Source organism: Helicobacter sp. MIT 99-5507, assembly GCF_003364295.1.
Taxonomy (GTDB): domain Bacteria; phylum Campylobacterota; class Campylobacteria; order Campylobacterales; family Helicobacteraceae; genus NHYM01.
Map to the genome: position 1 here is coordinate 38,133 of NZ_NXLO01000002.1, position 25,033 is coordinate 63,165.

At 28.7% G+C, this 25,033-nt stretch carries 30 protein-coding genes, 1 tRNA gene and 1 other RNA gene; 12 read left to right on the forward strand and 20 right to left on the reverse strand.

Annotated features, from left to right (window positions below):
• Positions 1–14 precede the first annotated feature (14 nt).
• The 8 genes from fliD to CQA42_RS02755 all read right to left on the reverse strand — a co-directional run bounded on the left by fliD (position 15) and on the right by CQA42_RS02755 (position 8,462).
• The gene (gene fliD / locus CQA42_RS02720; RefSeq protein ID WP_115583168.1) at positions 15–2,042 is read right to left on the reverse strand and encodes a flagellar filament capping protein FliD; all 2,028 of its coding nucleotides are present in this window, start codon (positions 2,040–2,042) and stop codon (positions 15–17) included.
• A gap of 9 nt (positions 2,043–2,051) precedes the next feature.
• On the reverse strand, positions 2,052–2,432 hold the full coding sequence (locus tag CQA42_RS02725; protein WP_115583169.1) for a flagellar protein FlaG: 381 nt from the start codon (positions 2,430–2,432) through the stop codon (positions 2,052–2,054).
• 68 nt (positions 2,433–2,500) lie between these two features.
• Entirely contained in the window at positions 2,501–3,733 is a 1,233-nt protein-coding gene (locus tag CQA42_RS02730; RefSeq protein ID WP_115583170.1) for a murein hydrolase activator EnvC, read from the reverse strand.
• The gene (locus CQA42_RS02735; RefSeq protein WP_115583171.1) at positions 3,733–4,545 is read right to left on the reverse strand and encodes a cell division protein FtsX; all 813 of its coding nucleotides are present in this window, start codon (positions 4,543–4,545) and stop codon (positions 3,733–3,735) included. Before CQA42_RS02735 ends, CQA42_RS02730 begins: the two co-directional genes overlap by 1 nt.
• The gene (locus tag CQA42_RS02740) at positions 4,532–5,206 is read right to left on the reverse strand and encodes a cell division ATP-binding protein FtsE (protein ID WP_115583172.1); all 675 of its coding nucleotides are present in this window, start codon (positions 5,204–5,206) and stop codon (positions 4,532–4,534) included. The genes CQA42_RS02735 and CQA42_RS02740 overlap by 14 nt, the downstream gene beginning before the upstream one ends.
• Entirely contained in the window at positions 5,203–6,372 is a 1,170-nt protein-coding gene (gene trmB, locus CQA42_RS02745) for a tRNA (guanosine(46)-N7)-methyltransferase TrmB (RefSeq protein WP_115583173.1), read from the reverse strand. Before trmB ends, CQA42_RS02740 begins: the two co-directional genes overlap by 4 nt.
• 1 nt (position 6,373) lies before the next feature.
• Positions 6,374–7,561: a fibronectin type III domain-containing protein gene (locus tag CQA42_RS02750; RefSeq protein WP_115583174.1), complete on the reverse strand. Its 1,188-nt coding sequence runs from the start codon at positions 7,559–7,561 to the stop codon at positions 6,374–6,376.
• The gene (locus CQA42_RS02755) at positions 7,512–8,462 is read right to left on the reverse strand and encodes an RluA family pseudouridine synthase (RefSeq protein WP_115583175.1); all 951 of its coding nucleotides are present in this window, start codon (positions 8,460–8,462) and stop codon (positions 7,512–7,514) included. Before CQA42_RS02755 ends, CQA42_RS02750 begins: the two co-directional genes overlap by 50 nt.
• Before the next feature lie 66 nt (positions 8,463–8,528).
• Between CQA42_RS02755 and CQA42_RS02760 the strand changes: the two genes are divergently transcribed.
• The 3 genes from CQA42_RS02760 (at position 8,529) to CQA42_RS02770 (ending at position 10,942) form a co-directional block, all read left to right on the forward strand.
• Positions 8,529–9,656 (forward strand): FtsW/RodA/SpoVE family cell cycle protein, encoded by a 1,128-nt coding sequence (locus CQA42_RS02760; protein ID WP_115583176.1) that lies wholly within the window; start codon positions 8,529–8,531, stop codon positions 9,654–9,656.
• A 1-nt stretch (position 9,657) separates the two neighbouring features.
• Positions 9,658–9,734: transfer RNA gene (locus tag CQA42_RS02765), tRNA-Ile, on the forward strand.
• 32 nt (positions 9,735–9,766) lie between these two features.
• On the forward strand, positions 9,767–10,942 hold the full coding sequence (locus tag CQA42_RS02770; RefSeq protein WP_115583177.1) for an aryl-sulfate sulfotransferase: 1,176 nt from the start codon (positions 9,767–9,769) through the stop codon (positions 10,940–10,942).
• Here the strand turns inward: CQA42_RS02770 and CQA42_RS02775 are convergent, their stop codons facing one another.
• The 6 genes from CQA42_RS02775 to CQA42_RS02800 are packed head-to-tail and all read right to left on the reverse strand — an operon-like array spanning position 10,943 to position 15,829.
• Entirely contained in the window at positions 10,943–11,890 is a 948-nt protein-coding gene (locus CQA42_RS02775; RefSeq protein ID WP_115583178.1) for a hypothetical protein, read from the reverse strand.
• Positions 11,887–12,999 (reverse strand): dihydropteroate synthase, encoded by a 1,113-nt coding sequence (gene folP / locus CQA42_RS02780; RefSeq protein ID WP_115583179.1) that lies wholly within the window; start codon positions 12,997–12,999, stop codon positions 11,887–11,889. Before folP ends, CQA42_RS02775 begins: the two co-directional genes overlap by 4 nt.
• Positions 12,978–13,625 (reverse strand): DNA polymerase III subunit delta', encoded by a 648-nt coding sequence (locus CQA42_RS02785; protein WP_115583180.1) that lies wholly within the window; start codon positions 13,623–13,625, stop codon positions 12,978–12,980. Before CQA42_RS02785 ends, folP begins: the two co-directional genes overlap by 22 nt.
• Positions 13,597–14,145: a HobA family DNA replication regulator gene (locus tag CQA42_RS02790; protein ID WP_115583181.1), complete on the reverse strand. Its 549-nt coding sequence runs from the start codon at positions 14,143–14,145 to the stop codon at positions 13,597–13,599. Before CQA42_RS02790 ends, CQA42_RS02785 begins: the two co-directional genes overlap by 29 nt.
• Positions 14,142–15,347, reverse strand: a complete 1,206-nt coding sequence (locus tag CQA42_RS02795) for an aspartate kinase (RefSeq protein WP_115583182.1) — start codon at positions 15,345–15,347, stop codon at positions 14,142–14,144. The genes CQA42_RS02790 and CQA42_RS02795 overlap by 4 nt, the downstream gene beginning before the upstream one ends.
• The gene (locus CQA42_RS02800) at positions 15,347–15,829 is read right to left on the reverse strand and encodes an RNA pyrophosphohydrolase (protein ID WP_115583183.1); all 483 of its coding nucleotides are present in this window, start codon (positions 15,827–15,829) and stop codon (positions 15,347–15,349) included. Before CQA42_RS02800 ends, CQA42_RS02795 begins: the two co-directional genes overlap by 1 nt.
• Positions 15,830–15,897: 68 nt before the next feature.
• Between CQA42_RS02800 and hemW the strand changes: the two genes are divergently transcribed.
• From hemW to CQA42_RS02820, 5 genes are all read left to right on the forward strand, one after another.
• The gene (gene hemW, locus CQA42_RS02805; protein WP_181881475.1) at positions 15,898–16,947 is read left to right on the forward strand and encodes a radical SAM family heme chaperone HemW; all 1,050 of its coding nucleotides are present in this window, start codon (positions 15,898–15,900) and stop codon (positions 16,945–16,947) included.
• Between the two features lie 21 nt (positions 16,948–16,968).
• On the forward strand, positions 16,969–17,412 hold the full coding sequence (gene ybeY, locus CQA42_RS02810; protein ID WP_115583185.1) for an rRNA maturation RNase YbeY: 444 nt from the start codon (positions 16,969–16,971) through the stop codon (positions 17,410–17,412).
• Positions 17,413–17,538: 126 nt separating this feature from the next.
• Positions 17,539–17,973 carry a hypothetical protein gene (locus tag CQA42_RS08420; RefSeq protein ID WP_258865542.1) on the forward strand — a complete coding sequence of 145 codons (435 nt, stop codon included), beginning with the start codon at positions 17,539–17,541 and terminating at the stop codon, positions 17,971–17,973.
• The gene (locus CQA42_RS08425; protein WP_258865543.1) at positions 17,954–18,391 is read left to right on the forward strand and encodes a DUF268 domain-containing protein; all 438 of its coding nucleotides are present in this window, start codon (positions 17,954–17,956) and stop codon (positions 18,389–18,391) included. Before CQA42_RS08420 ends, CQA42_RS08425 begins: the two co-directional genes overlap by 20 nt.
• Before the next feature lie 101 nt (positions 18,392–18,492).
• Positions 18,493–18,894 carry a hypothetical protein gene (locus CQA42_RS02820; RefSeq protein WP_115583186.1) on the forward strand — a complete coding sequence of 134 codons (402 nt, stop codon included), beginning with the start codon at positions 18,493–18,495 and terminating at the stop codon, positions 18,892–18,894.
• 370 nt (positions 18,895–19,264) lie between these two features.
• Here the strand turns inward: CQA42_RS02820 and rnpB are convergent.
• An RNA gene (gene rnpB, locus CQA42_RS02825) (RNase P RNA component class A) lies at positions 19,265–19,599 on the reverse strand.
• Positions 19,600–19,687: 88 nt separating this feature from the next.
• Between rnpB and CQA42_RS02830 the strand changes: the two genes are divergently transcribed.
• The 3 genes from CQA42_RS02830 to CQA42_RS02840 are packed head-to-tail and all read left to right on the forward strand — an operon-like array spanning position 19,688 to position 21,396.
• Positions 19,688–20,701, forward strand: coding sequence for a YeiH family protein (locus tag CQA42_RS02830; RefSeq protein WP_115583187.1), 1,014 nt, complete (start codon positions 19,688–19,690; stop codon positions 20,699–20,701).
• 9 nt (positions 20,702–20,710) lie between these two features.
• On the forward strand, positions 20,711–20,995 hold the full coding sequence (locus CQA42_RS02835) for a co-chaperone YbbN (RefSeq protein WP_115583188.1): 285 nt from the start codon (positions 20,711–20,713) through the stop codon (positions 20,993–20,995).
• Positions 20,992–21,396 (forward strand): META domain-containing protein, encoded by a 405-nt coding sequence (locus CQA42_RS02840; RefSeq protein WP_115583189.1) that lies wholly within the window; start codon positions 20,992–20,994, stop codon positions 21,394–21,396. The genes CQA42_RS02835 and CQA42_RS02840 overlap by 4 nt, the downstream gene beginning before the upstream one ends.
• 4 nt (positions 21,397–21,400) lie before the next feature.
• Here the strand turns inward: CQA42_RS02840 and CQA42_RS02845 are convergent, their stop codons facing one another.
• The 5 genes from CQA42_RS02845 to CQA42_RS02865 form a co-directional block, all read right to left on the reverse strand.
• Complete coding sequence (locus CQA42_RS02845) at positions 21,401–21,793, reverse strand: hypothetical protein (RefSeq protein WP_115583190.1); 393 nt, start codon at positions 21,791–21,793, stop codon at positions 21,401–21,403.
• Complete coding sequence (locus CQA42_RS02850; RefSeq protein WP_115583191.1) at positions 21,793–22,053, reverse strand: AtpZ/AtpI family protein; 261 nt, start codon at positions 22,051–22,053, stop codon at positions 21,793–21,795. The genes CQA42_RS02845 and CQA42_RS02850 overlap by 1 nt, the downstream gene beginning before the upstream one ends.
• Complete coding sequence (hemL, locus tag CQA42_RS02855; RefSeq protein ID WP_115583192.1) at positions 22,043–23,338, reverse strand: glutamate-1-semialdehyde 2,1-aminomutase; 1,296 nt, start codon at positions 23,336–23,338, stop codon at positions 22,043–22,045. Before hemL ends, CQA42_RS02850 begins: the two co-directional genes overlap by 11 nt.
• A gap of 69 nt (positions 23,339–23,407) precedes the next feature.
• A complete protein-coding gene (locus CQA42_RS02860) occupies positions 23,408–23,743 on the reverse strand; it encodes a DUF5666 domain-containing protein (protein WP_115583193.1) in 336 nt (111 codons plus the stop codon).
• A 55-nt stretch (positions 23,744–23,798) separates the two neighbouring features.
• Positions 23,799–24,239: a GatB/YqeY domain-containing protein gene (locus CQA42_RS02865; RefSeq protein WP_115583194.1), complete on the reverse strand. Its 441-nt coding sequence runs from the start codon at positions 24,237–24,239 to the stop codon at positions 23,799–23,801.
• A gap of 86 nt (positions 24,240–24,325) precedes the next feature.
• Here CQA42_RS02865 and CQA42_RS02870 point away from each other — a divergent pair, with 86 nt between their 5' ends.
• Positions 24,326–25,033 carry a flagellar basal body L-ring protein FlgH gene (locus CQA42_RS02870; RefSeq protein WP_115583195.1) on the forward strand — a complete coding sequence of 236 codons (708 nt, stop codon included), beginning with the start codon at positions 24,326–24,328 and terminating at the stop codon, positions 25,031–25,033.

Consider the following 25,033-nt stretch of genomic DNA (forward strand, 5'->3'; position numbering starts at 1 on the left):
TTCCTTAATAACTCTTAATTTTTTCTTTTATCTGCTAGTGATTGTTCTATCATCATATTTAAACTATTAAATGAATTATTTGCTCTTGCTATTTGGCTATCATATGCAGCAAATCTATTTGCCATCATTTCATATCTATTATTTATCAATTCAATATTTCTAGCTCTATCATCTTTTAGACGTTTATCATCATTTTTAATACTTTCTTCAAATAATTTCAATATCGCACTATCACCAGTAGTCAAATTATCTAGCTCTTTGGATACAAGGGTAAATATACCTTGAGTTTCTGTCTCTTTGCCATTTATCGTTACAATACCACCTTTGAAAAAATCCCTTACTTTATCAGGATTGCTAGTTAGCTCATTTTGCAATTTACTCTCATCTAAAATAAGCAATCCATCATCATTAAAACTAAGTCCATAATCAATCATACTTTCATATCTGCCATCAACAAAACTTGCAGTTGCTAAAGCCCTATGTAAAGATCCTTTTATTACTCTAATATCACTTACGCCATTAAAGATTCCAGCAATCTTTGTATCTTCGTCATATCTAGTTAGTTCGTTTAGTTTTGGTATTAGTTGATTATAGCCTTCAACAAAAGCTTTTATTTCTTCTAGGATATTTGTATTATTTCTTCCAATACTTACATTTATATCTTTAGTGCTAGGTGATAAAAGCTCTAATGTAATACCACTTGCTATATCATCAATAGTATTATTTTGGCGAGATATATTAACACCATTATAAGTGATATTTGCATTTGAGGCTTTTTGGATATTTTTGATATTCATTTTTTTAGCAAGAATACTCCAATCCATAAACTTACCGGATTCTAAGCCAATCTTCTCTAATGCTTCTTTATGTTCCTCTCCTGCTTTTATTGATACTTCTCCTGTATTTGTATTTATTGCTAAATATCCATCTTCAGTAATTGTTGCATAATAACCAGAAATTTCATTAATAGCACTAACTATTGCTGCTTCATTCATCTCTTTGGTATTTCTAGTATCAGTGAGTAAAGATAAATCTAGATTTGTATCTCCAATTGTAATAATACCTGTAATAAGCCCAGCTTCAATGGGACTTTTGCCAACCATTGTATTATCTTCAGTAATATTTTTCTTTGTAAAAAGCTGATCACTTTTTGCACCATTTATATTGATACCAAAACCGCGTTTATCATTTAAAACAAGTTTTTTACCATCACCGCTAATATCAACACTAATATCACCATTTTCTAATAAATTTGCCATATCAGCATCTTGTTTCATAGCAGCCAGTATCGCTTCTTTTATTATGCTTGCATTTTGTTTAGATTCTGCATTATCATTTGATACAACAACTTTAATAGTTTTATTTACACCATTAGAATCCATCATATTTATATTAAAATCGCCATCAGCAAGATTTAATGCACCGCTTATAATATCGCTTGAAACTAGGGTGCTACCAAAATATATATTACCACCAGAACCTGTTTGTTTTGAATTTATCATTAATGAATATGCACTATCACCAACTCCTGTTTTCATAATAGAAGCATTTATATCGCCACCTGTCTCATCAATAATCTTTTGAGCAATATTTTCTAATGTATCTGTTGAGCCTATTTTGATTTGATAGTCTTTGCCATCTATATGAAGTTTCATTATAGAATCTGCACTAGAAAACAAATCATCTCTTGAGCTAAACTTAAGCCCTACTTCATTGATAGAATTTTTAGCAATCTCATTTACTTTGATAGTTATATCTTGAGTAGGCACACCATCATTTACGCTTACTTTAAGTGCGCTTTCATCGCTTGATGTTGCATTTCTTTGCAAATATGAAGAATAATCAGAAATCTTTTTTGAATTATTCTTGATAGTGCTAAGCATGGTTTTAAGCCCTACAAGTTCGGTTTGTTTATTGATATTTTCTTGTAATTTTTTATCAATTGGTGTTATTTGTGCGTTTTCATCAACTTTTTTTAATTTATCAATAACTTCATAATTTAAAACGCCACTACCAACTCCAAGCGAGCTTAATGGATTCATATTGCTAATTTATCCTTGTGTATCTAATATAATACTTATAATATCACGCATTTTTTTCATCAACTCCATTGCCTCATCAGTTGGTATTTTTCTTATTATTTCACCACTTTCTTTCTGTTTGATTGTTAAAACCAAAGATGATATATAATCTTCATAATCAAACATTAAATCTGTATTGACAGATTCCATTTCTTTGTTTAATTCTTTTACTAAGCTAAGCAATTGCTGTTCTAATTTGTCTTTTTCACTATCACTTAAGTTGCTAAGCTTATCATCTTCAACTCTAAATTGTGTAGTATATATATTTTGATTTAGTGTATTATCATAATTGCTTTCTTGAGTTATGCTATATTGACTGCTAGAGCCCAAATTTTGTATTGTTGCATCCATAATAATAAATCCCTTTTTATTAATATTGAAAATAATACTTTGCAAAAAGTATCGGCATATTTATATTTTTATTTATTAACATACACAAAATCAAGAGGATTAATATGCTTGTCTTTTTGTGTAACTTCAAAATTTAATCTATCATTTACATATGCTATTGTAGCACCCTTTTTTACTATAGCACCTACTTTAATATTACTTGAGATCTCATCTAAATACGAATAAATAGTATGCAAACCATTGCTATGCTCAATAATGACTACCATTCGTAGCATAGCTGTGCTTTTTGCAAATACTACTTTGCCATCAAGCACGCTTAATACCGCACTTCGTTTTTTTACACCAAATGTTACAAATTCATTAAATACTTTCATTTTATAAACTGGGTCAAAATATGGTCCATATTTTGTTTCAATTGTATAAGTCTTAAGTGGTGCAATTGTTTTCTTGCCACTATATCGTGCTGTGCTTACATTTCTATATGAGCTACCAATTTGCCTTACTTCAATTGGTGCGATATTATTACCAATTGATGGTGCATCTTTATCATCTTTTTGTAGTGCTTCTCGCTTTGCTTCTTGATTTTCTAATTCTTTCTTTTTTAAGATATCTAAATCAACTAGAATCTGCTGAATTTGCGTCCTTTCGTCATCTAGCCTTTTTATCTCATTATTATAAGATTCTACTTCATCCTTCATTTTTTTAGCTAAGGCTTGTTGCTCTAATTTTGAATTTTCTAAAGTTATCTTTTTTTCTCTTTGTGATGTGATAACAGATTTAGCAGTATTAATTTTTTCTTGTGCTATCCTCATCTCTTCTTTTAGCTTATCTTGCTCTTTTATCAAAGTATTGATTTTTTCTTTTGCTGAATTACTTAAGTGACTTAGAATCTCTTCACTCAATATTGATTCTTCATTTAATGGCTCTTTTTGGTTTAAAATCATAGTAATTGTCATGTCTTTTAAAACAATTCCTATTAACTCATTTTGTAAGGTATTTAATCTATCTGCTAATTTATTTAATTTATCTTTAGATTCGTTAAATATTTTTTCTTGTTGCTGATACAACTTCTGATTTATATTTATAGATTGTTGCAATTTTTTTATTTGCTTATCTAGCTCGTTAATCTTTTTATTTTTATCATTGATATTTTTACCAAGAGTATCTAGCTTTTTACTAAGCGCTGATTGCTTGGAACTAATAGTATTTAGTCTTTCTTGATTATGCTGTATTCTAGAATCTGTATCAGCAAATAAAAAACTAATAAATAAAATACAAAATAAAAATCTAATTCTACGCATCAAGGTTCTTTTTGAAATAAAATTACCACAAATACTGAACTCATTGATATAACATAAGCTGCAAATAGCAATATAAAATAATCAATTATAAATGTAGTTGGGCTAAATATATTTATACCAAGCATAGAAACAATAGAGCTAATCTTATTAGTATTCACAATAAAAGCAACGATAAAAACAACAATCAATGCAGCAATAAAAGATGATGTAAGTGCTAGACGATAAAGTGGGGCATTTTTTATTTTTGAATGCGCACCTAAATAAGTCATAATCTCCATTCTCTCGCTATGTTCAAATCTCCATACTTCAATTTGTTTAATCATCAAAAATAAACTTATTATAAAAATAAGCCCAGATAAAACAACAATACAGCCTTTTAATAATATAAGCAATCTATATGTTTGATCATGTGATTTACTAAAAGATTCCACTCTAGTAATATTGCCAAAAGACATTAAAGTTTTTTCAATTTCTTTTATTTGGCTTTGATTTGGAAATGAATTTAGAGTAATAGCATAGAAAAATGGTAAAGATTTTTTTAAATCATCAATATTTGTATCTTTAAACTTAGAATCTATATCATCCAATACTTGACTTGTATCCAAAAGGCGAATTGAATAAATATCGCTAATTGATGCTTTTATATCTTCTTCTTTAATCTCATTTTGACTAACAAAAACTATTGCATAATTTTTTCCAATAACTTCTTCATGACTTACAACAGCACGATTTATAAGTAATACACTCTCAATACCAACAAGAAGTGCAATAAGTGGCACAAGTAGAGATAAATATTGTCTAAACCATATCATAAACGACCTTATGTTCTATATATAAATGCCTATAATTATTATCTATTTTATCTGGCATTCTATGTGTTACAACTACAATTGTAATTTTTAGCTGCTCATTTACACCTCGAAGGAGATTCCAAATCATATCACTACTATAATCATCAAGATTCCCTGTTGGTTCATCAGCAAAAATTATCTTTGGATTTCCTGCTAGTGCTCTTGCAAGAGCCACTCTTTGCTGCTCTCCTCCGCTTAATTCTAATGGATATTTATTTGATTTGTGATCTAATTTTATATGTTTTAATAACCTTTCTGTTTTTATTTTACAAGTATTTTTTGGAAAATTATTTATTATCATTGGAAACATAATATTTTTTTCAATATTCCATTCTTTGATAAGTTTATAATCTTGAAATACAATACCAATTTGTCGTCTTAGTTTCATAATAGAAGATTTATTTGCATTATGAAGATTGAATCCACAAACATTTAGATGCCCATCACGAATCGGAAGATTCCCATACATAGACTTAAGTAAGGTTGATTTACCACTTCCGCTTACTCCTGTAATAAATGCAAATTCACCTTCTTTGATTTGAAAAGTCGCATTTGTGATTACAAGCGGGTCTTTATTGTATCCTAGGTTTAGATTTGATGCTGTGATGATTGACTGCTTCAATTATTTACACTCCACTTTTTTATTAATTGTAGTGATTTTATATTTGCCTCTGTTTTTATTATATCGCCTAAAACCTCTACATTGCCATAATTATTAACCAATAAATAAATTTTACTTGGAGCACTAAATGCACCAAATAACACAAACAATACATAACCATTATCAAATTTATAAATATTTTTTATATGTAAAAAATAATTATCACCAAATAATTTTAAATCACTAGAATCTAGAATCTTTTTTATATCAAGATTAGTAAAATTAAAATTAGATTCTACATTATTAACATAATTCTTAGAATCTTTTAAGATAAATCTAGCTTCATAAATATCTTTATTTTGTTTCTTCCATCTTGCTTCATATTTGCTAATAATTCGTGCTTGTGAATTAATAGATTTTTTTATATCAAATAAATGAAAATCTCTTGCCAAATCTAATGCATACGCAAAATATTCCGCACTATCGCTACGCAATTCCAAAAATGCACCTTTTTTCAAAATCCTCTCACATTCTTTTAAAAACTCTTTGCTAAATACTCTTTTTGATGGATTCTTATCCCAAGGCACTGGAAAGTGCAAATATATAGAATCTGCCACATTTGAATCTAAAATATTAAATAAGATTCTACAATCTGCATTAATAATATATAAATTTTTTAAATCTAATAATTTGATTTGATTTAGCACCTGCTCTATTGCTCTATTGTAAATTTCAATTCCTAAAAATATAATATCTTTATTTTTTTGTGCCAAATCCAACAAATGCCTACCAGAACCAAATCCAATCTCAATAGATAAATAATTTGATTTTTTATAAAGATTCGAGATATTTTCTTTTGTAGGTGATAAAAGATATGGGCTTAGATTCTCCTTATCTTTTTTTTGATTTAAATTATGAAATAAAACATCTGCATTGCATAATTCCATATAGATTTTTAATGCTTTTTTTACAATATCAATTGAACTGCATTTTAGATGTTTATTATATTTTACAAGTACTTTATCGCCTCTATTTTGTTGAATAAAGAAAAAATAAAAATCCCTATATCTAACCAATACTAAATTATCATCATATTTAATATTGTTAGCTATTAAAGAAAATAAAAAACCATCTTTGCTTATTGGATAAGCTATCTTGTCTATTTTTCTTGCATAAAAATGTGGCATTTTATTTTATCTGCAAAGTAACTTCTTGGGATTTTTTAGATTCTATGCCAAATTCATCAACTGCTACAACATAATAAGTATATTCTTTATCTGACATATCATTATCTATAAAATAATTATCATCAACTCTAAATTTCATGCTACTGCCAAATAAACCACTTCTTCTATACACAAAATAATATTTTGCATCGCTACTTCCACTCCATTCTATCCTAGCTTTATTATTATCAATATAACCTTTTGTGATGTTTGGAGATTTTATCAATTCTTTTGTGCTGCCGCGTGCAGGCTCACTTTGCTCACTTTCAATGCCACTAGAATCTATTCCGCTGATCTTATAAAAATACTCTACACCTGGGGATTTATTGCCATCTATAAATTTTGCATCTTTTGTTGTTGCTATTTGATTGTATTTGCTATCAATTTTACTTGCACGAAAAATTTTATAATCTGAAATATTATTTAGAGGATTCCACTTTAGCTCAATTTTATCTATATAATTATTTGAAGCACTCAAAGTAGTATTTAAAATCGGTCTATCCTTTGTTTTTGCTATTACAATCTTGCTTGGACGAGATGGTGCGCCCAAAAAATCTACCGCAATAATTCTATAACTATACGAGCTAGCATCATTTAGTTTCTCATCAAAATATTCAGCTGATAATCTACTATCAATATTTGCAATAGTTTTAAAATTGATATTATCATCACTTCGCTGGATTAAATAATGTGATATTGAAGGATTTTTATGAGGACTCCAAATAAGTTTTACTTTTTTTGGATAATCATTTGATGCATACAAATTTGTAACAGGAGCGATATATGATGTTTTTACTTTAATAATATCGCTTCTATCTGAATACGTATCCTTGCCTAAAACATAAAAGTAATAACTATATTCTTTCTCTGGAATCAAATTTGTATCAACATAATGACTTATAAGCGGATTTTTAATATGAGCTATTTCTTTATAGCCCTCACCACTATTTCTATACACAAGATATCCTTGTATTTTTGAATCTGTCATCACACTCCATTCAAACGCAACTTCGCTAACACCAACTATAGTTTTTATATTTTTTATTTTTGGGATATTATTATCTACTCCGTTAAAATGTGATAAAGTGCTAGAACAGGCACTAAATATCATCGCTAAAATTATTAAATGAAATATTTGCAAGAATCTCACTTACCATCTCCATATCAAAATTATTTTTTAAATATAAATTCATATCATCAAAAATATTGGCATAAAACGACATTTTACCATTTTTAAGATGCTCTAAGTATAAAAAATAAGAATGCAACATCACCCGAAAATCATTTCCTTTATACCCATACAAACTATCGCCTATAATATGCCTATTTATGCTCTCTAAATGTGCTCTAATTTGATGTGTGCGTCCGGTGTAAAGCTTTGCAAGTATTAATTCTTGTTTAGAATCCTTGCTTAATAATAATTTATAAAATTTACTTTTTGAATATCTACCATTTTTTTGTTTTGATATTTTTAAGCGATTTTTTGGATTTTTAGCTAGATTACATTCTATCACCATATCACTTTTTAGTGGTGCATCAATGATTGCAATATAGAATCTACCCATTGTTTTATTTTGTAATTGCAAGCTAAGCGATGAATGCGAAATATTATTTTTAGCAACCACCATTGCACCACTTGTTTGCTTATCGAGGCGATGGACTATGCCTTCTTTTTTCTCTCCACTAATATTTGATAGTTGTTTATTATTTGCCTTTAACCAATCTACAAGGCTGCTTTCTTTTAGCGATGGTGCACCATGTGTAGCGATATATGGAGGTTTGTTAATCACTAATATATCATCATCTTCATATATAATCTCAACATCAAAATCTATACAAAAAGAGCAATCTTGATTGTTAGATTCTGGCTTTTCAATTTTGATAATATCATTTTCTTTTACCAAAACACCGGATTTTGTTGCGATATTATCATTTATAGTAATTAGCTTATTTTTTATTAGATTTGGAATCTGACTTCGTGAGATATTTAATTTAGAGCTTAAAAATAAATCAAGCCTTATTAGAGAGATAGAATCGCATTTAATTTCCAAGTATTCATCACTTTTATTAGTTTTTTTGTTAGAATTGTAACTAAATTACTTTAAGGATATTTTGTTTTGTTTAATGTCAATAGAAGGATTATTGCACATTTTGACTATCTAATCATACTAACCACACTTCCAATAATACTAATATCTTTAAAACTAATTTATGAAGTAAATCCAAATCTAACAATAAAACAAATCATTTATATATCTGTTACAATTTTTATTAGTCTTGTGATTTTTTTGATACCAATAAAACGATTTTTTTGGCTTATACCATTTTATTATTGGTTGATTATTATATTGCTTGTGTCAGTTGAATTCTTTGGTGTTACAAAATATGGAGCACAAAGGTGGATTGAGATTCCTTTTATTAATATTTCATTGCAACCAAGTGAATTTATAAAAAGTGCATTAATCCTCATGCTTGCATATAATATAAGCAATGACCCACCACCAAAAGATGGATATAAATTAAAAGGATTTTTAAAACATTCATTTTTTATATTATTACCTGTTATATTAGTAAAGATTCAGCCAGATTTAGGGACATCAATACTTATTTTTATAATGGGATATGGGGTTTTATTTTTGGTTGGAATCCACAAAAAAATACTTGCAGCAATTGCAACTATTGTTGCAATAATGCTTATTGCTATTCCAATTATAATGCCAATTATTAATAATTATTTGCATGCTTATCAGCTAAATAGAATCGAGCAATTCCTAAGCCCAAAACCACAATACCAAGTCCAACAATCAATGATTGCAATAGGAAGTGGAGGCTTTTTTGGAAAAGAATTAGAAAATGCAACACAAGCACAACTAAATTTTTTGCCAGTTCCAGAGAGTGATTTTATATTTCCTTATCTAATGGAGCGATTTGGATTATTGGGAGCTATTGTAATATTATTTTTATATGGATTATTGATATTGCATTTACTCATCTTAAGCTACACACACAAAAAAGATAGAATCTTGCAAGTTTTGAGTGCTTCTATTGGATTTTTACTTTTCATTCATGTAAGCGTAAATATATTAATGACAATAAAATTAGCCCCTGTTGTTGGAGTGCCGCTTCCATTTCTTAGCTATGGTGGAAGTAGCTTTTTGACCTTTGGCGTGTTGTTTGCATTATTACAAAATCTACTTGCTTTTAGATTTGTATTTGAGTATAATTCATCTCCCTTTGCCAAATGATGGACTTTTAGCTCAGCTGGTTAGAGCTATCGGCTCATAACCGATAGGTCGCAGGTTCGAGTCCTGCAAAGTCCACCACTTTTAAAAAAAATAAATAGATAAAAACAAATATGAATAAAACAATCTTTCTTTTAGTTAGCTTTCTTGTATTTCTTAATGCTAATATCATTCCTTTATCTCCACTTACTGCGATTTTAAAAGATAAAAATATAAAAGAAGCCATAGTTACAATCAATTCAAAAGATACTAAAGAGATTCCACTAATCTACAAAATCACAGAAAAAAATATAAAAGAATATGGCGGTGTGCCTATATTTGGGCTATATGAAGATTTTAATAACAAAATCGATATTGAATACAAAATAAATAATGAAATAAAAAAAGATACATATTATTTGCAAACAAAAGCACTTGAAAATAAAAAAAATGAGATTAAACAAACAAAGATTGACAATACTAGATTTGATAATAGATTTTATTTTGTTATAGATGAGGATTCTGCATTTATCATAGATATGCTAGGAAATGTGCGATGGTTTGCAAATATTGATAAAACACAATTTATTGAAAAACCTAAAATGTTCATACTAAATAATATGGCATTTGATATTATAAATGGAAAAGCATTTATGCTAAATATCCAAGATTCTGCAAAATTACTAAATATTAATGATAATATTTTTAAAATAAATAATAATGATATAGAGCTTTTAGATAGAGATTATAAGATTCTAAATAAATGGAAATTTCCTTTTGAAGTTGATGTGTTAAATAATATTTCAAGCTTATATTATTCAAATGATTTATTTGTTGCTTACAGAGATTCTATTATCAAGCTAGACAAAAAAAGTAAAATAGAATGGATTTTTGGTGGGAATAAAGATGAATTTAAATTAGTCGATGCAACAGGTAGCAAGATACTTTGTCAAAATTGCAATAATGGCAAAATAGAAAATATGCAAGAGATAAGATTCCTAAACAATAAATATATTATTTATATAATCATATTTGATAATAATATAAATGCAAAAGCACTTATTTATAAGATTGATGAAAGATTAAAAACAAAAGAGATTCTATGGACTTATGAAATAAAAGATGAAGTATTACAAGGAAATGCAATTTATAAAGAAAATTCTCATACGATTTTTATGGATTATAAAGATATAGATAAAAATTTACATATATTAGAATTTGCATGGGGTGATAAAATCCCAACAATAAATATAAAAATAGAAAATGCACTAAAAGCTATACCATTTGATATAAATAATTTTTTTAGATAATTATTTAAACTTTTGCCATTCTTGTTGTGCAGATTGAAATTTGCTCTCAAATAGTGGGTCTTCATTTTTTAATGTATTTTTTAGATTCTTTAAACAATCTTGGCTTATATCCTCCAAAGCTTGCATTACAATGGTATTAAAGCCAAAAGTGTCATCTTCATATAAAGCCTTTTTAAACAATGCTAAATATTTATCATAATCTTCTTTGTCTTTTTTCTCATCTATTTCTTTTTGTTTTATAGATGCTAAAATATCAACCAAATCCTCTTTTGTCATATCATCAAGCTGTTTTTTAGAATATGCATTGCTTATATTTCTTAGTCTATCAATTAACTCTTGCTTATCATCTGAATGTGCAAAAAAGTCCTTATACGCATTTTCCAAGTATTCTGTCATAAAATTGCTAATAATATATTTTTTGATATTTGTGATTTTATTGATATTAGTCCCGATTTTAGAATCTTTTAACTCAAGCAATATATCTTTTAAAAATTCAATATCTTCTCTTTTTTGTTCAACAAAATTAATAAATCCTGCTGCTTCTTCAGCTGGCATAAGCTCCATTCTCTTTGCTATTTCTTCTAGTAATATCTCTTGATATTGTCTATATTTAATCTCTAAAATAAATAATGTCTTTTCAACAATTTTGCTATTCATGCTATTGAGCACGACATCATAAATGCTATTAAATGTATGTTTTTGCAATAATTGATAAAAGGTATCATAAAGATTATTTGAATTTAAAATCTCTAATTTTATTTCTTGCTCCATTTCATCAATATTAATAGCTTTTATATTTCTTATACCACTATTATAAGCGACAAAATTAAGCACCCATTCTTTATTAATCTCATTAAAAATATCTAGCAGCTCTTCTTCATTTAAAGAAGAAAGATTTTTCTTACCATGATTTTCTAGCTGATTTAATAAAATCTGCCTTTTATTCAATCTAGCGCCTTTAAAATCTTTATCATATCAACATGCTCTATTGCATCATGGGTTCTAATGATACTTGCACCATTCATAATAGCACATTGATGAAGTGCCAAACTCCCGCTTAGTCTATCTTTTGTATCTTTTGCTGTAATATCTCCAATAGTTCTTTTTCTGCTTGCACCTACTAATATTTCATATCCCAAATAAGTAAAATGTCGCAAATTTTTGATTAATTCAAGATTTTGCTTTTTATCTTTTCCAAAACCAAAGCCAATATCAAGTATCACATCATTTATTCCGTATTTATCAATAATCTCTAATTTTTGATTAAAAAAACTATCAAGCTCTAGGATGATATCATCTTGCTTATGAGGATAAATCCAACTATTATGCATAAGAACCAAATGTGTTTTATAATCTCTTGCAAGAGATATGATATTTTCATCTTTTAGTCCATAAACATCATTTATGATTTTAAATCCTTTATCAAGGCAGAATCTAATCGTATCAAAATTATAACTATCAATGCTAAATGTGATTTTATCCATAAATTTGAGTTTATAAAGCTCATTTATCACATCTTTAATCCTAGATAATTCCTCTTTAGAATCTACAAATTCACTTCCTGGACGAGTAGATACTCCACCAATATCAACAATATCTACACCAAATTCAATCCAATTATTAATCTTTAAAATAATCTCATCAATATTTTTTATCCTAGAATCTTCATAAAAAGAATCATCTGTAATATTTATAATCCCCATAATTTTAGGAGAAAAGCTATATTCCTTTGTGTGAGATTCTAGCAATTTAGCAATATTACTCAATCCAAATGGCTGAATCTTGCATTTATCAATGATTCTTATTAATTGTGATAATGTAGCTATCAAGATTCCACTATATGTTTCTTCCTTGCATAAAATCGCATTTCTTGGAGTGATAAAATCACTACCAACACTAAGACATTCTTGTTTTAAAATCTGGGTTGCCACACTATTTAAATCTTTAATTTTAAAATAAAATATTTTGCCTTTTTTTAAAGCCACATCATTTGCGTATTTTGTCGCTCCAATCTCACATAGATTTGAAAGATTTTCTAATCTATAAATTTCTGCCATTTATTAGCTTTCCTTTTATTTTCTAAAATCATAAGCAAAAGCACCAAAAATATATATTTAGCATTTATACCACTATCACATTGACTTATTGCATCGCTAAAACAATCTAACTCATTTCTATTTAATTTGATATTTGTCTTTTGCAGGCTAAATAAAAGACTTTCTATCTTGCTTCTTGTTTCTTCTTTTGAATAGGATAAATCCTTTATATAATCCCTAATAGATTCCAAAGTAAGCGTATTTAAATCGATATCAAAATCTTCTCTTTGTATCATAATCTTTCTATTAAATACAATCATACGAGATAAAATCGTAGGCAAAATACTATTTTTAGATTTTGTAATGAGTATGAATTTTATATTAGTTGGTGGCTCTTCTAAAACTTTTAAAAGTGTATTTTGTGCTTGAGGAGTAAAACTATCACCAGCAATCACTATGCACTTAAGCATATTTGATGAAATATAGCTTTCATCAATAACATCTCTTGCACTATCAATCTTAAAATTACTCTCAAAAAAGATTCTATTGTTTGGATAATCTAGCTTTGTATTTTCAATCTCAAAAGCAATATCATTTGTTAGGATAATCTCACCTATTCTAGATTCCATAACCATCATCAATCTCATCAAACATCATTGCATCAATTGTTTTATTTAGAATCTTAAATAGCTGTAATAATTGAATATCTGAATTGATATCATCTGATTTTAGATTAAATGCAGTTTGCAAGTTTCCATCAAATGCCCATATAAAGTTACTTTGGTGATTTTTAGCAAACTCTACTAATTTATTATTTGCATACCCAATATACCAAATAATATATTTATTATTAAATGCAACATTTAACATATCTTCAACAAGCATCAAATCAAAAGTCGTATCATTTGGAAGCATGGATTCTAGACTGACAATTGGAATTAGTGGTCTAGCGGTATTAGCATTTATAGTTTGTATAGCATATTCACAAAACCATTTTTTTTGCAAATCAGAGCATATAATAATAGCACTACCTTCTATAATATCTTTTGTAAATCTAGATGCAATTTGACACCACTCAAATCGCCTTTCTTCAAACCAACCCATAGAAATACCATCTTTGCGTGCTAATTCTAGAGTCCAATGTGCAAAATTTAAATCACTATTCATTTGTCTAATTCATAAGCACAATGCAATGCTCTAACTGCAAGTTCTGCGTATTTTAAATCTATAATCATAGATATTTTTATATCGCTTGTGCTAATCATCATAATATTGATATTTTCTTTTGCCATTGTGCCAAATGTTTTACTTGCCACGCCAGAATGACTTTTCATTCCAAGTCCTACGATAGAAACTTTTGCAATATCTTCATCAAATTCTATGCTTTGGCTTGATTGTTCAAAATCACTTAAAATCGTCTTTGCAATAGCTAAATCTGTTTTTGGAATAGTAAAGTCAATATCTGTTTTGCCATCGCGTCCTATTGTTTGGACTATCATATCAACATTAATATTTGAATTTGCAAGTGAAGTAAAAAGATTAGCTGCGATTCCAGGCTTATCATCTACATTTACCATACTAATTCTTGCCTGATTTTTATCAAGTGCTATACCTGATATTATAGGCTTCTCCATAATTTCCTCCTCATTTGTAATCAAAGTTCCATCATTATTATTAAATGAATTTCTTGTAATGATTTTAACATTTAGTTTTTTAGCCATCTCAACAGATCTATTTAAAAGCACTTTTGCACCAAGACTAGCAAGCTCTAACATCTCATCATAGCTAATTTTATCAATTTTCTTTGCTTTACTCTCAATTCGTGGATCTGTTGTAAAAACCCCATCAACATCAGTGTAAATCTCGCATAAATCAGCATTTAGTGCACCAGCTATTGCAACAGCAGATAAATCGCTACCCCCTCGACCCAAAGTCGTAATATCACCATCTGTGCTTATTCCTTGGAATCCTGCTACAACGACTATGTAGCCCTTTTTTAGATATTTATCAATATTTTGATGATTTACTTCTTGTATCTTTGCTTTTGTATGAACACAATCAGTAATCACACCTGCATCACTACCACTTAACCCAACTGCTTTAAATCCAAGATTCTGCAAAGCAATTGAAAGAAGCGAGCTTGTTACAATCTCTCCTGTGCTTACAATCCTATCTACTTCTTTTGCATTTGGAATATCATTGAAATATTTTGTATATCCTATCAATTTATCAGTTTCTCCACTCATAGCAGAAACTACTACAACTACATCATGTCCTTCTTTTTTCACACTAGCAACACGATTTGCCACATTTGCTATCTTGGCACAATCGCCTACGCTAGTTCCACCATATTTTTGCACTATCAGCATTAGATATAACCTTCTTTCTTAAAATATTCAAGCACTTTTTTATAAATTGGTCTTTTAAAATAAATAGTATTACTAAAAATCCTATCATAATCTACAAATTTATATTTTACAAATTCTGGAATCGGTGTATCAAGATTGATATTTGATGTTGCTCTTAATTTTACTAAAAAATATTTTTGCCTTTGTCCCTTAAATGGATACATTTTCTTACTTATCACTCCAGCTGGAAAATCATATGTAAGCCAATCTGGATATTCAGAAATCACATCTATATCATCTGTGCCAATCTCTTCTCTTAGCTCCCTATAAAGGGCACATACTGGAGTCTCTCCATTATCGATTCCACCTTGTGGAAATTGCCAAATATTACGCGAATGTTTTATATCATTTCGTTTTGCAATAAAAAATTCACAAATTTCTGGATATTTTACTGATAGTATTATAGCTGCGACATTTGGACGATATTGTTCTAAATCTTGCATATTATAATCCTATTTAATTTTTTTAAGCAAAAACTTGCAGATTCTATAAAAAATTGGATAAAAAACTTTTGAAAATAGGAGAGGAAATATTGCTACTTTATATTCATATTCCATTTTGTGAATCTAAATGCGGATATTGTGCTTTTAATTCTTTTACAAATTTAATTGATTTTAAAAAGCAATATTTAGATTCACTAAAAATTGACTTAGAATCTTCTTTAAATAATATAAATAACTTAGATTCTATATTTTTTGGTGGTGGCACGCCAAATGTGCTAAATCCAAAGGATTATGAAGAAGTTTTTAAGATTTTAAAACCATATATAGGTGATGATACAGAAATCACAATGGAATTAAACCCAAATAGGGACATTCATGCGCTAAATGATTTTAAAAGCTTAGGTATAAATAGATTTAGCATAGGCGTGCAGAGCTTTAGAGAAGATAAGTTAAGATTATTAGAGAGAAATCATAATCCAAAAACAGCATACGAATTTATCAAACATGCAATTTTGTGCAATATTTTTGTAAGTATTGATTTGATATATGATACAAAACTAGATACAAAACAATCCCTAGAATCTGAGCTAAAAATGGCAAATGATTTGGGTGTAGGACATATTTCTTGTTATGCTTTAAGTATCGATAAAGATTCTAGATTCTACAAAATGAATAAAAATCCAACACTACAAAACTCGCTATGTTATGAAATAAAAGAAATATTAGATAATTTTTCATTCTATCAATATGAAGTATCAAATTATGCAAAAAATCACAAAAGCAAACACAATCTTGCCTATTGGCAAGGTAAAGAATACATGGGCGTTGGGCTTGGTGCAGTTGGTAGAATAAAAAATAATAGAATCTACAAACAAAATGATTTTAAAAAATATATAGAAAATCCACTAAAATGTAGTGTAGAATCTCTAAATGATGACAATTTGAGACTTGAGAGTATTTTTCTAGGGCTTAGAAGTGAAGTAGGTGTGGATATAGAAAATATAAATACTAAAAAATTAGAAATTTTATTGCAAGAGAAAAAATGCATAAAAAAAGACAATAGAATCTATGCTACAAATTATTTTATAAGCGATGAATTAGCACTTTGGCTTACATAAAACCATAATAAAGAGACAATAATGATACATTTTTTAAATCAAACAAATATTAGTATTGATAGTGAAATTCTTAGTTTTTTAACTACGATAAAAAATACTATCACAGAAAGTGAATTAGAATTAGTAATAGTAGATAAAAATGAAATAAGAAGACTAAATAAAGAGTTTTTAAACAAAGATTATGAAACAGATGTGCTGTCTTTTCCACTTGATTTTAGTGGGATAAATGTAGAAAATCCACCACTTGGAAGTATCATAATTTCAATAGATTCTGCTATGCAAATCGCAAAAAAACTAAATCACTCACTAAAAGATGAAATGGCTATTTTATTTACACATGGGCTTTTGCATCTTTTAGGATTTGATCATGAGATAGATAATGGAGAACATAGAACAAAAGAAAGAGAGATGCTAGATAACTTTGGTATCAAAAATCCACTTATTGATAGGACATTTAAGGACTAAAGATATCAATTTAGCAAATATAGAATCTATTTTTACCTATTTAGCAGCAGTGTAATGATTGTAGATATTGCATTTTGGTTTAAATAATGCAATATATAATTACAAATTATTTTATTTGGAGTTTAAATGAAAAATATAAAGAAATTTTTTACAAAAATAAAAAATAGACTTAATAGATACAAGCAAAAATTGAATAGAAAAATAATGAGCAAGGAGGAAGTAGAATCTGATAGAAAAAAATATCAAGAATTAAACACAGATAAAAGATTTATCATAAATAATAAATTTGATTATATTTGTAGAGAAGATAAATACGCAAACAATGGCGGTGTGATTGAAAATAGCTATTTTGTGCAAGATATTTGGGGTGCAAGAAAAGTCTCTCAAAACAAACCAAATATGCATTATGATGTAGGTTCATCTGTGCAAGGATTTATCGCTCACCTTCTTGGTGCAAATCAAAATGTAAATCTAATTGATATTCGCCCTATGAATAATGATTTTAATACAACATTTTTGCAACCAAAGATGGGGGGGGGGATTGAGATATATTCAAGCTGATGCTACAAATTTAGAAAATATAGAGAGTGAAAGCATAGAATCTTTATCAGCATTATGCAGTGTCGAACACTTTGGTTTAGGACGATATGGTGATCCAATAGACCCTATGGCATGGGAGTGTGCACTAAAAGCATTTCAAAGAGTGCTAAAAAAAGATGGAAAACTCTATTTTAGTGTGCCTGTTGGGGTGATAAACAAAGTTTGTTTCAACGCACATCGAGTATATCGCCCAGAGACAATAATACAAACACTTGATAAAATGCAGATTCTAGAGATGGGATATATTATAGGCTTTGATGTAGTTCTATGTATGAAATACAAAAATAATCATCTTGAGATTTATAATGAGAATCTAAATAACATTCCAGATATAAAAAACAATGGCGTAACAGGACTTTTTGAATTTATAAAGCTCTAAAATATCATACTTTTGCACTATTAAAACAATAATTTAAGCCTAGTTTAATAGGGTGGGGTAGAATCCAAATTTTAAAAAATTTTAATTTAAAGGACTTTAAAATGAAAAAGATTTTACTTTGTTTATGTTTATTATTTGGTTATAGCCTAGCAAATGATAAAAATGGATTTTTCTTAGGATTTGATCTTGGGGTAAGTGAAGTTGCTGTAGAAGGAGGGGCAGATGATAGGAAATATAAGTCTAAAATATCTACTCCAATGTATGGAATTAAAGCTGGATATAGACATTTTTTCACTGATGTAGTAGGACTTCAAGGATATTTTGGCTTTAGAGATTCTTTTATCAATATAAACACAAGCAATGCTGGTAGTGCTGTAACAGGAAATGGGAATAAAACTTCAACTTATTATTCTTTTTTACCACTTATGGCAAATGCGGATGTGATATTTGATCTTTATAAGAAAGATAATTTTTCACTTGATGCGATTGTAGGGTTGGTGTAAGTGTAGCAATATTAAATAATACTATTGTTAATACAGATTCTTCTCGTGTAGCATTTATAGTGATGCTAGAGTTGGTTTAGGAGCAAACTATGATAGCAATAGATTTGGTTTAGCTTTCTCTCTTCCAATATATCCAGCAACTAAAAGTATAGGGGATATGAGATATAGAGTAAAACAAAATTACGCAATATCACTAACTTATGATTATAAGTTTTAATATTTTGGCTTGATAGATTCTACTATTAAGCCACCACTTACAAATAAATTTTTATTTCACTACCTAAGACATTGTTTTATTATAATCAAAATCTACATTTAAACATGAAAAAATAATATTATAAGAGTTTTAAGACCAAGCATTGATAGGAGTTTTTAAGGCGTGGCTATAAGCCGGATTCTGTCTAAAATAAATTTAGGGTGATTATTTATCTAAAAATTATTTCACAATAATTTTTCAGCAAAGAGCTAAAAATCATGAAGCTTTTAACCTGCTCTTTTTGCTACGAATTGGGTTTGCAATGCGATTCTAATTGCTTAGAATCCGGTGAGCTCTTACCTCGCCGTTTCACCATCACTATTAAATAGCAGTTTATTTTCTGTTGCACTTTCCCTTATCTTACGATAGCCATCTGTTAGATGGAATCCTGCTTCATTGTAGTCCGGACTTTCCTCTTAAAATAATCAAGCAATCACCCACCACACCTTAAAGGATAAAATTGTAAGATAAATAAAATGATGGAATCTTTAAAAACACAATTTTTTAGCTATGATTCTAATCTTTGATTGGAGTTTTATGCAAAAAATATTTGATTTTATAAAAGCTACTTATTTTGGTATTGGGTTTATAGCTATAATTGCTATCTTATCATTTATTATCGCAAATACAAGCTATATCAAAAATATGCATATATCAGTGCTAATTATTGGAATCTGCCTTGGTGCAATATGCTCATTTATATTTTTAAGGCATAAGCAACATTTAGAATCTGGAATAAATTTTAGCGCAAAGAATCTTCTTAGAATAGGGATTGTGCTTTTTGGTTTTAATATCAGTTTAAGCGGAATTGCAAGTCTTGGCTTTAAAGGGTTTTTTATAGCACTTATTATTGTTAGTGTGATTTTTAGCTCTGGATATTTTATAGGAACTAGAATCTTAAAGTTAGATAAACAAATATCAATGCTAATTAGCATAGGAAGTGCTGTATGTGGTGCTGCCGCGATTTTGGCTTTAGAATCTGTGATAAAAAGTCAGTCTTATAAAAATGTAGCTGCGCTAGCTAGTATCGTAATCTTTGGGCTACTTGGAATGTTTTTGTTTCCAACACTAATAAATAGCGGGATAATCCCACTTGATGATATGGAAAAGGGATTGTTTTTGGGTGCGGCACTGCATGAAGTAGCAAATGTAGTAGGTGCAGCTGGAGCAATAATAAGCCCAAATAATCAAGCCATACTAGAGAGTGCTATTATTTTAAAAATGATTAGAGTAATATTACTTGTGCCATTATTATTAATTATTTCATTTTTAATTAGCAAAGATAACAAAACAGGCAAAATTTATATACCTTGGTTTGCAATATTTTTCTTATTTGCAATCATAATCAATTCTATTATAGAGATTCCAATACATATATTACAAATCATAAAAACTACATCAAATATGTTTTTAGTATTTGCAATGATTGCACTAGGCTTACAAATCGACTTTAAAAAAATAAAACAAATTGGTTTAAAGATATTTATTTTGTCTATTGTATTATTTATTTTTCTTGCTATACTTAGCTTTATTCTAGTAGTAAGATTATAGGAGAAAGTGATGGAAAGTTTTAATAATGCAATATCAAGCGGATTTGTAATAGTAGATTTTTATGCCCCTTGGTGTGGTGATTGTGTAAGGATTGAGCCGATTTTAAAAGATTTAGAAAAAGAATATAAAATAATAAAAATTAGCATAGATGAAAATGAAAATTTATCAAATGAATATGGTATAAAAAGAATACCAACACTAATATTTTTTAAAGATGGCAAAGAAGTAGGAAATAGACTTATTGAACCAAAATCAAAAATACAAATCTTAGAGGAGATAAAAAATATACAATGAGAAAGCTTTTAACACTTATTATAATGATATATATTTTTAATGGTTGTGCAGAGATTCCAAATAATACAAAAATCAGCCTAAACAATGGTGCATATAAGATTAGTGAAATAAAGATCAATGGCAATAAAATAAAGATTGCAAAAAGTGCAACATTCAATATTGATAATGATAGAATCTATGGCAATTCAGGCTGTAATAGCTATTTTGCTGGATTTAGCAGAGGTAGTGATAGCATTATGATTGGCACTGCTGGAGCAACTAGAATGTATTGTGCAAATGAAGAAGATAATCAATTTGAAAATATTTATTTGAAAAACCTAGATGGTGAATTTAAAATATCTGGTGATAGCAAAACAATAAAGCTATACAATAAAAATATGGAAATCACTCTAACTAGATAAATCTTTAAGATTTATCTTTTAGCAACCAAAAAGCCATGGCTATGCTGGAAGTAGCAGTCCCTACTATAAATGGAATAATAAAAAATAATTTATTATTTATCAGACCAACAATGCAAAATCCTAAAAAAACATAAGACAATATTCTAAATATTCCAAATGAGATTCTAGTGCCAATAAAAAATTTCTCTTTTTTCGACATAGAAACATCTTCATCATCATTAAGGTTATTTTTAAACAACTCTGTCATCGTATGGACTTTTTTTTGCATAGATTGAAATGAAAAGAAAAAAATAAGCATAGAGCAAACAAAAGATATTTCAAAACTATATAAATATCTAATATCAAAAATAGCAAGAATAAAGGCTATTATAATATTAGATAAAACTAATATTATCATTATTTATGATTATATTTTGGGTCTTTAGCGAACTCTTCAAATTCTCTTAATTGAGACTTATACGCTTTATATACATTTAAGATAGCAGCACACACACCCCAAAAAACACCTATCCAAAATACCCAAAATACATTAAATATTTTTTGTAGTAATATCCCAACACCAACACCAAGCAATAATGCAACAACGATAGAGATTCCAAGGGACAATCCAGCAATCCCACTTAGCATTCTTTTATATTTTGGTTCTTCATTGTTCATTTGCTAACTCATTAAATACAACTTCACATCTTTCAATAACTTCATTTATAATATTCTCATTCATAGGAGAACATACAAATCCACACTCAAAACTTGAAGGGGCAAAATATACACCTTGCTCTAACATTTTTTGATGGAATCTTGCAAATAATTTTGTATCTACTTTTTTTGCATCATCAAAATTTTTTACTTCACTATCACAAAAGAAAAATCCAAACATACTTCCACGAACGCAGCTTTGCATAGCAAAACCAAAATCATTAGCTTTTTTTACCATACCAGAAGTAAGCAATATGGCTAATTTTTCTAATCTATTATAGATACTTAAATCTTGTTTAATCTTTTTTAATGTTGCATATCCAGCTGCAACTGCGATAGGATTCCCGCTTAGAGTGCCTGCTTGATATACGCTCCCAAGTGGTGATAACAAATCCATAATATGGCTTTTACCACCAAAAGCAGCGAGTGGTAATCCACCACCTATAACTTTCCCAAATGTAACTAAATCAGGAATAATATCATAGTAGCTTAATGCTCCTTGCAAAGATGCTCTAAATCCGCTCATAACTTCATCAAAAATAAGCAATGCATCATATTTATCACATAATACTCTTAATCCATTAATAAACTCTCTGTCACCAGGAACAAGCCCCATATTTCCAGCAATAGGCTCTACTATGATACAAGCTACATCACCGCTTGCTTTAAAACAAGATTCAACAGAATCTAAATCATTATACCTAGCTACTAATGTATGCTTACTAAAATCACTAGGAACACCAGGAGAGCTTGGAGAACCAAATGTCGCACACCCACTTCCAGCACTAACAAGTAAGCTATCGCTATGTCCATGATAATTACCATCAAATTTGATAATATCATTTTTATTTGTAGCAGCTCTTGCTAATCTAATAGCACTCATCGTAGCTTCAGTCCCACTGCTTACAAGTCTAATCTTATCAACGCAATCATAAGTAGAGATAATCTCTTTTGCTATTTTTGTCTCACCAACAGTTGGCGCTCCATAGCCCAAACCCCTATTTAATGCATCTTTTACTGCATTAATAACATCAGAATCTTTATGTCCTAAAATCAATGGTCCCCAACTTTGGATAAAATCTATATATTTATTGCCATCTTCATCAATCAAATAACATTTATTTGAATCACGAATAATCCTTGGATTGCCACCAACAGATTTAAAAGCCCTAACTGGAGAATTTACTCCCCCTGGAATCACACTTTTTGCTTCATTAAAGTCATTAATATTATTCAATAAATTCATATAATCTCACAATAAAAAAAATAATCTCTTTAAAAAAGAGATTCTTCAAAAATTAAAAATTTTAGTCTATTAATAAGCTCTATTGCTTACGCATTTTTGTTCAATTTCAGAAGCTATATAACTAGCTCCAGTGCCTGAATTTACAGCAGAATTTGGCCAAGCTTCAACTTCTACAAATGAACCAACTGCCAAATCACTAAATTTACCATCTATATCCATGCCAAAAATACCACAATCATCAAGTTTTATATGAGTTTGAGGCATAACTTGGACATTGATATTATTAACTGAAATTATTTTTGCACTATTATCAATATTGCCAATAATACCTTTTATTTCAAAGCCATCTGCTTGTAACCCACTGATAAACCCTATAGTAAATAACATGGCTAATATTTTATTCATAAAATCTCCTTAAATTAAATGAGTGCTTATTATATCTTAAAAATATTTAATGTTTTTATCCCAAAAATTCTTTTGCAATCTTACTAATCCTAGCACCATCAGCTTTTGTTTGTAGTGGTTTTGCTTTAGCCATCACTTTTCCTAAATCTTTTATTCCATTTGCATTTAGAGATTCTATTATGCTTTTTATTTCCAATCTCAATTCATCATCACTTAATTGTTTTGGTAAATATTCTAAAATGATATTCAACTCATCTTCTTCTTTTTTCACCAAATCATCTCTATTTGCCTTTTTATAAGCTTCAATAGAATCTAATCTTTGCTTTTTTGCCTTAAGTAAAATAGAAATAACATCATCATTGCTAAGATCTACTCTTTTATCTACTTCAACTTGCTTTAATTCAGCATTAATAAGTCTTATTGTATCTCTTCTTATTACATTATTTGCGATCATTGCAGCTTTTAGATCATTTTTTAATTGTTCTTTTATATTCATCTTCAAATCCTTAAATATATATTTTGGAATAAACTTTGCTTTTTAAAAGATTTAAGTATATCAAATGTAGCAAGGGAATACTAAAAATGGTGGTAAAAAAACAAATATTATTACTTCTTATTTTATTGGTATATAGTTTATATGCCGACCCTATTATGGATTTTAGTCCGCCAAGATATGTGGAGGAGTTAGGGGAAAAAGACTTTATAGAGGAATTTCCAAAATTAGGTTCATTATTTGGACAAGGTGAGCGTCCTATGTTTGCAGATAGAAGGGCAATGAGAGTAAATGATATTTTATTAGTAAAAGTAAATGAATCTTCAAATGCGACATTTAGCACACAAAAAACATATAATGGCACGCAAGGTGGCGAGCTAAATGCACCTATTGTAAATTATACAGGTAATAATGCAGAAATAGCACAAAATATACAAGATTTCAAAGATGGCAGCTCATTTAATATGACTTTGGGAGCTGGAAATTCAAATTTTAATAGCGGTGGCTCACAAAATAGAGATGAAAATGTAAATCTTGAAATTACTGCAAGGGTGATTAAAGTCCTAAGCAATGGTAATTATTATATAGAAGGCACTAGACAGATTATGATTGATGGGGAGAAAAAAGTAATTTTAATAAGTGGTGTTATAAGACCATATGATATTTCATCAGATAATAGCATAGAATCTAAATTTATTTCAGAATTAAAGCTTAATTACACAAGTGAAGGTGATATAAGCAATAAACGACATCAAAAATGGGGCTCAAAAGAACTCGAGCAAGCGTGGCCATACTAA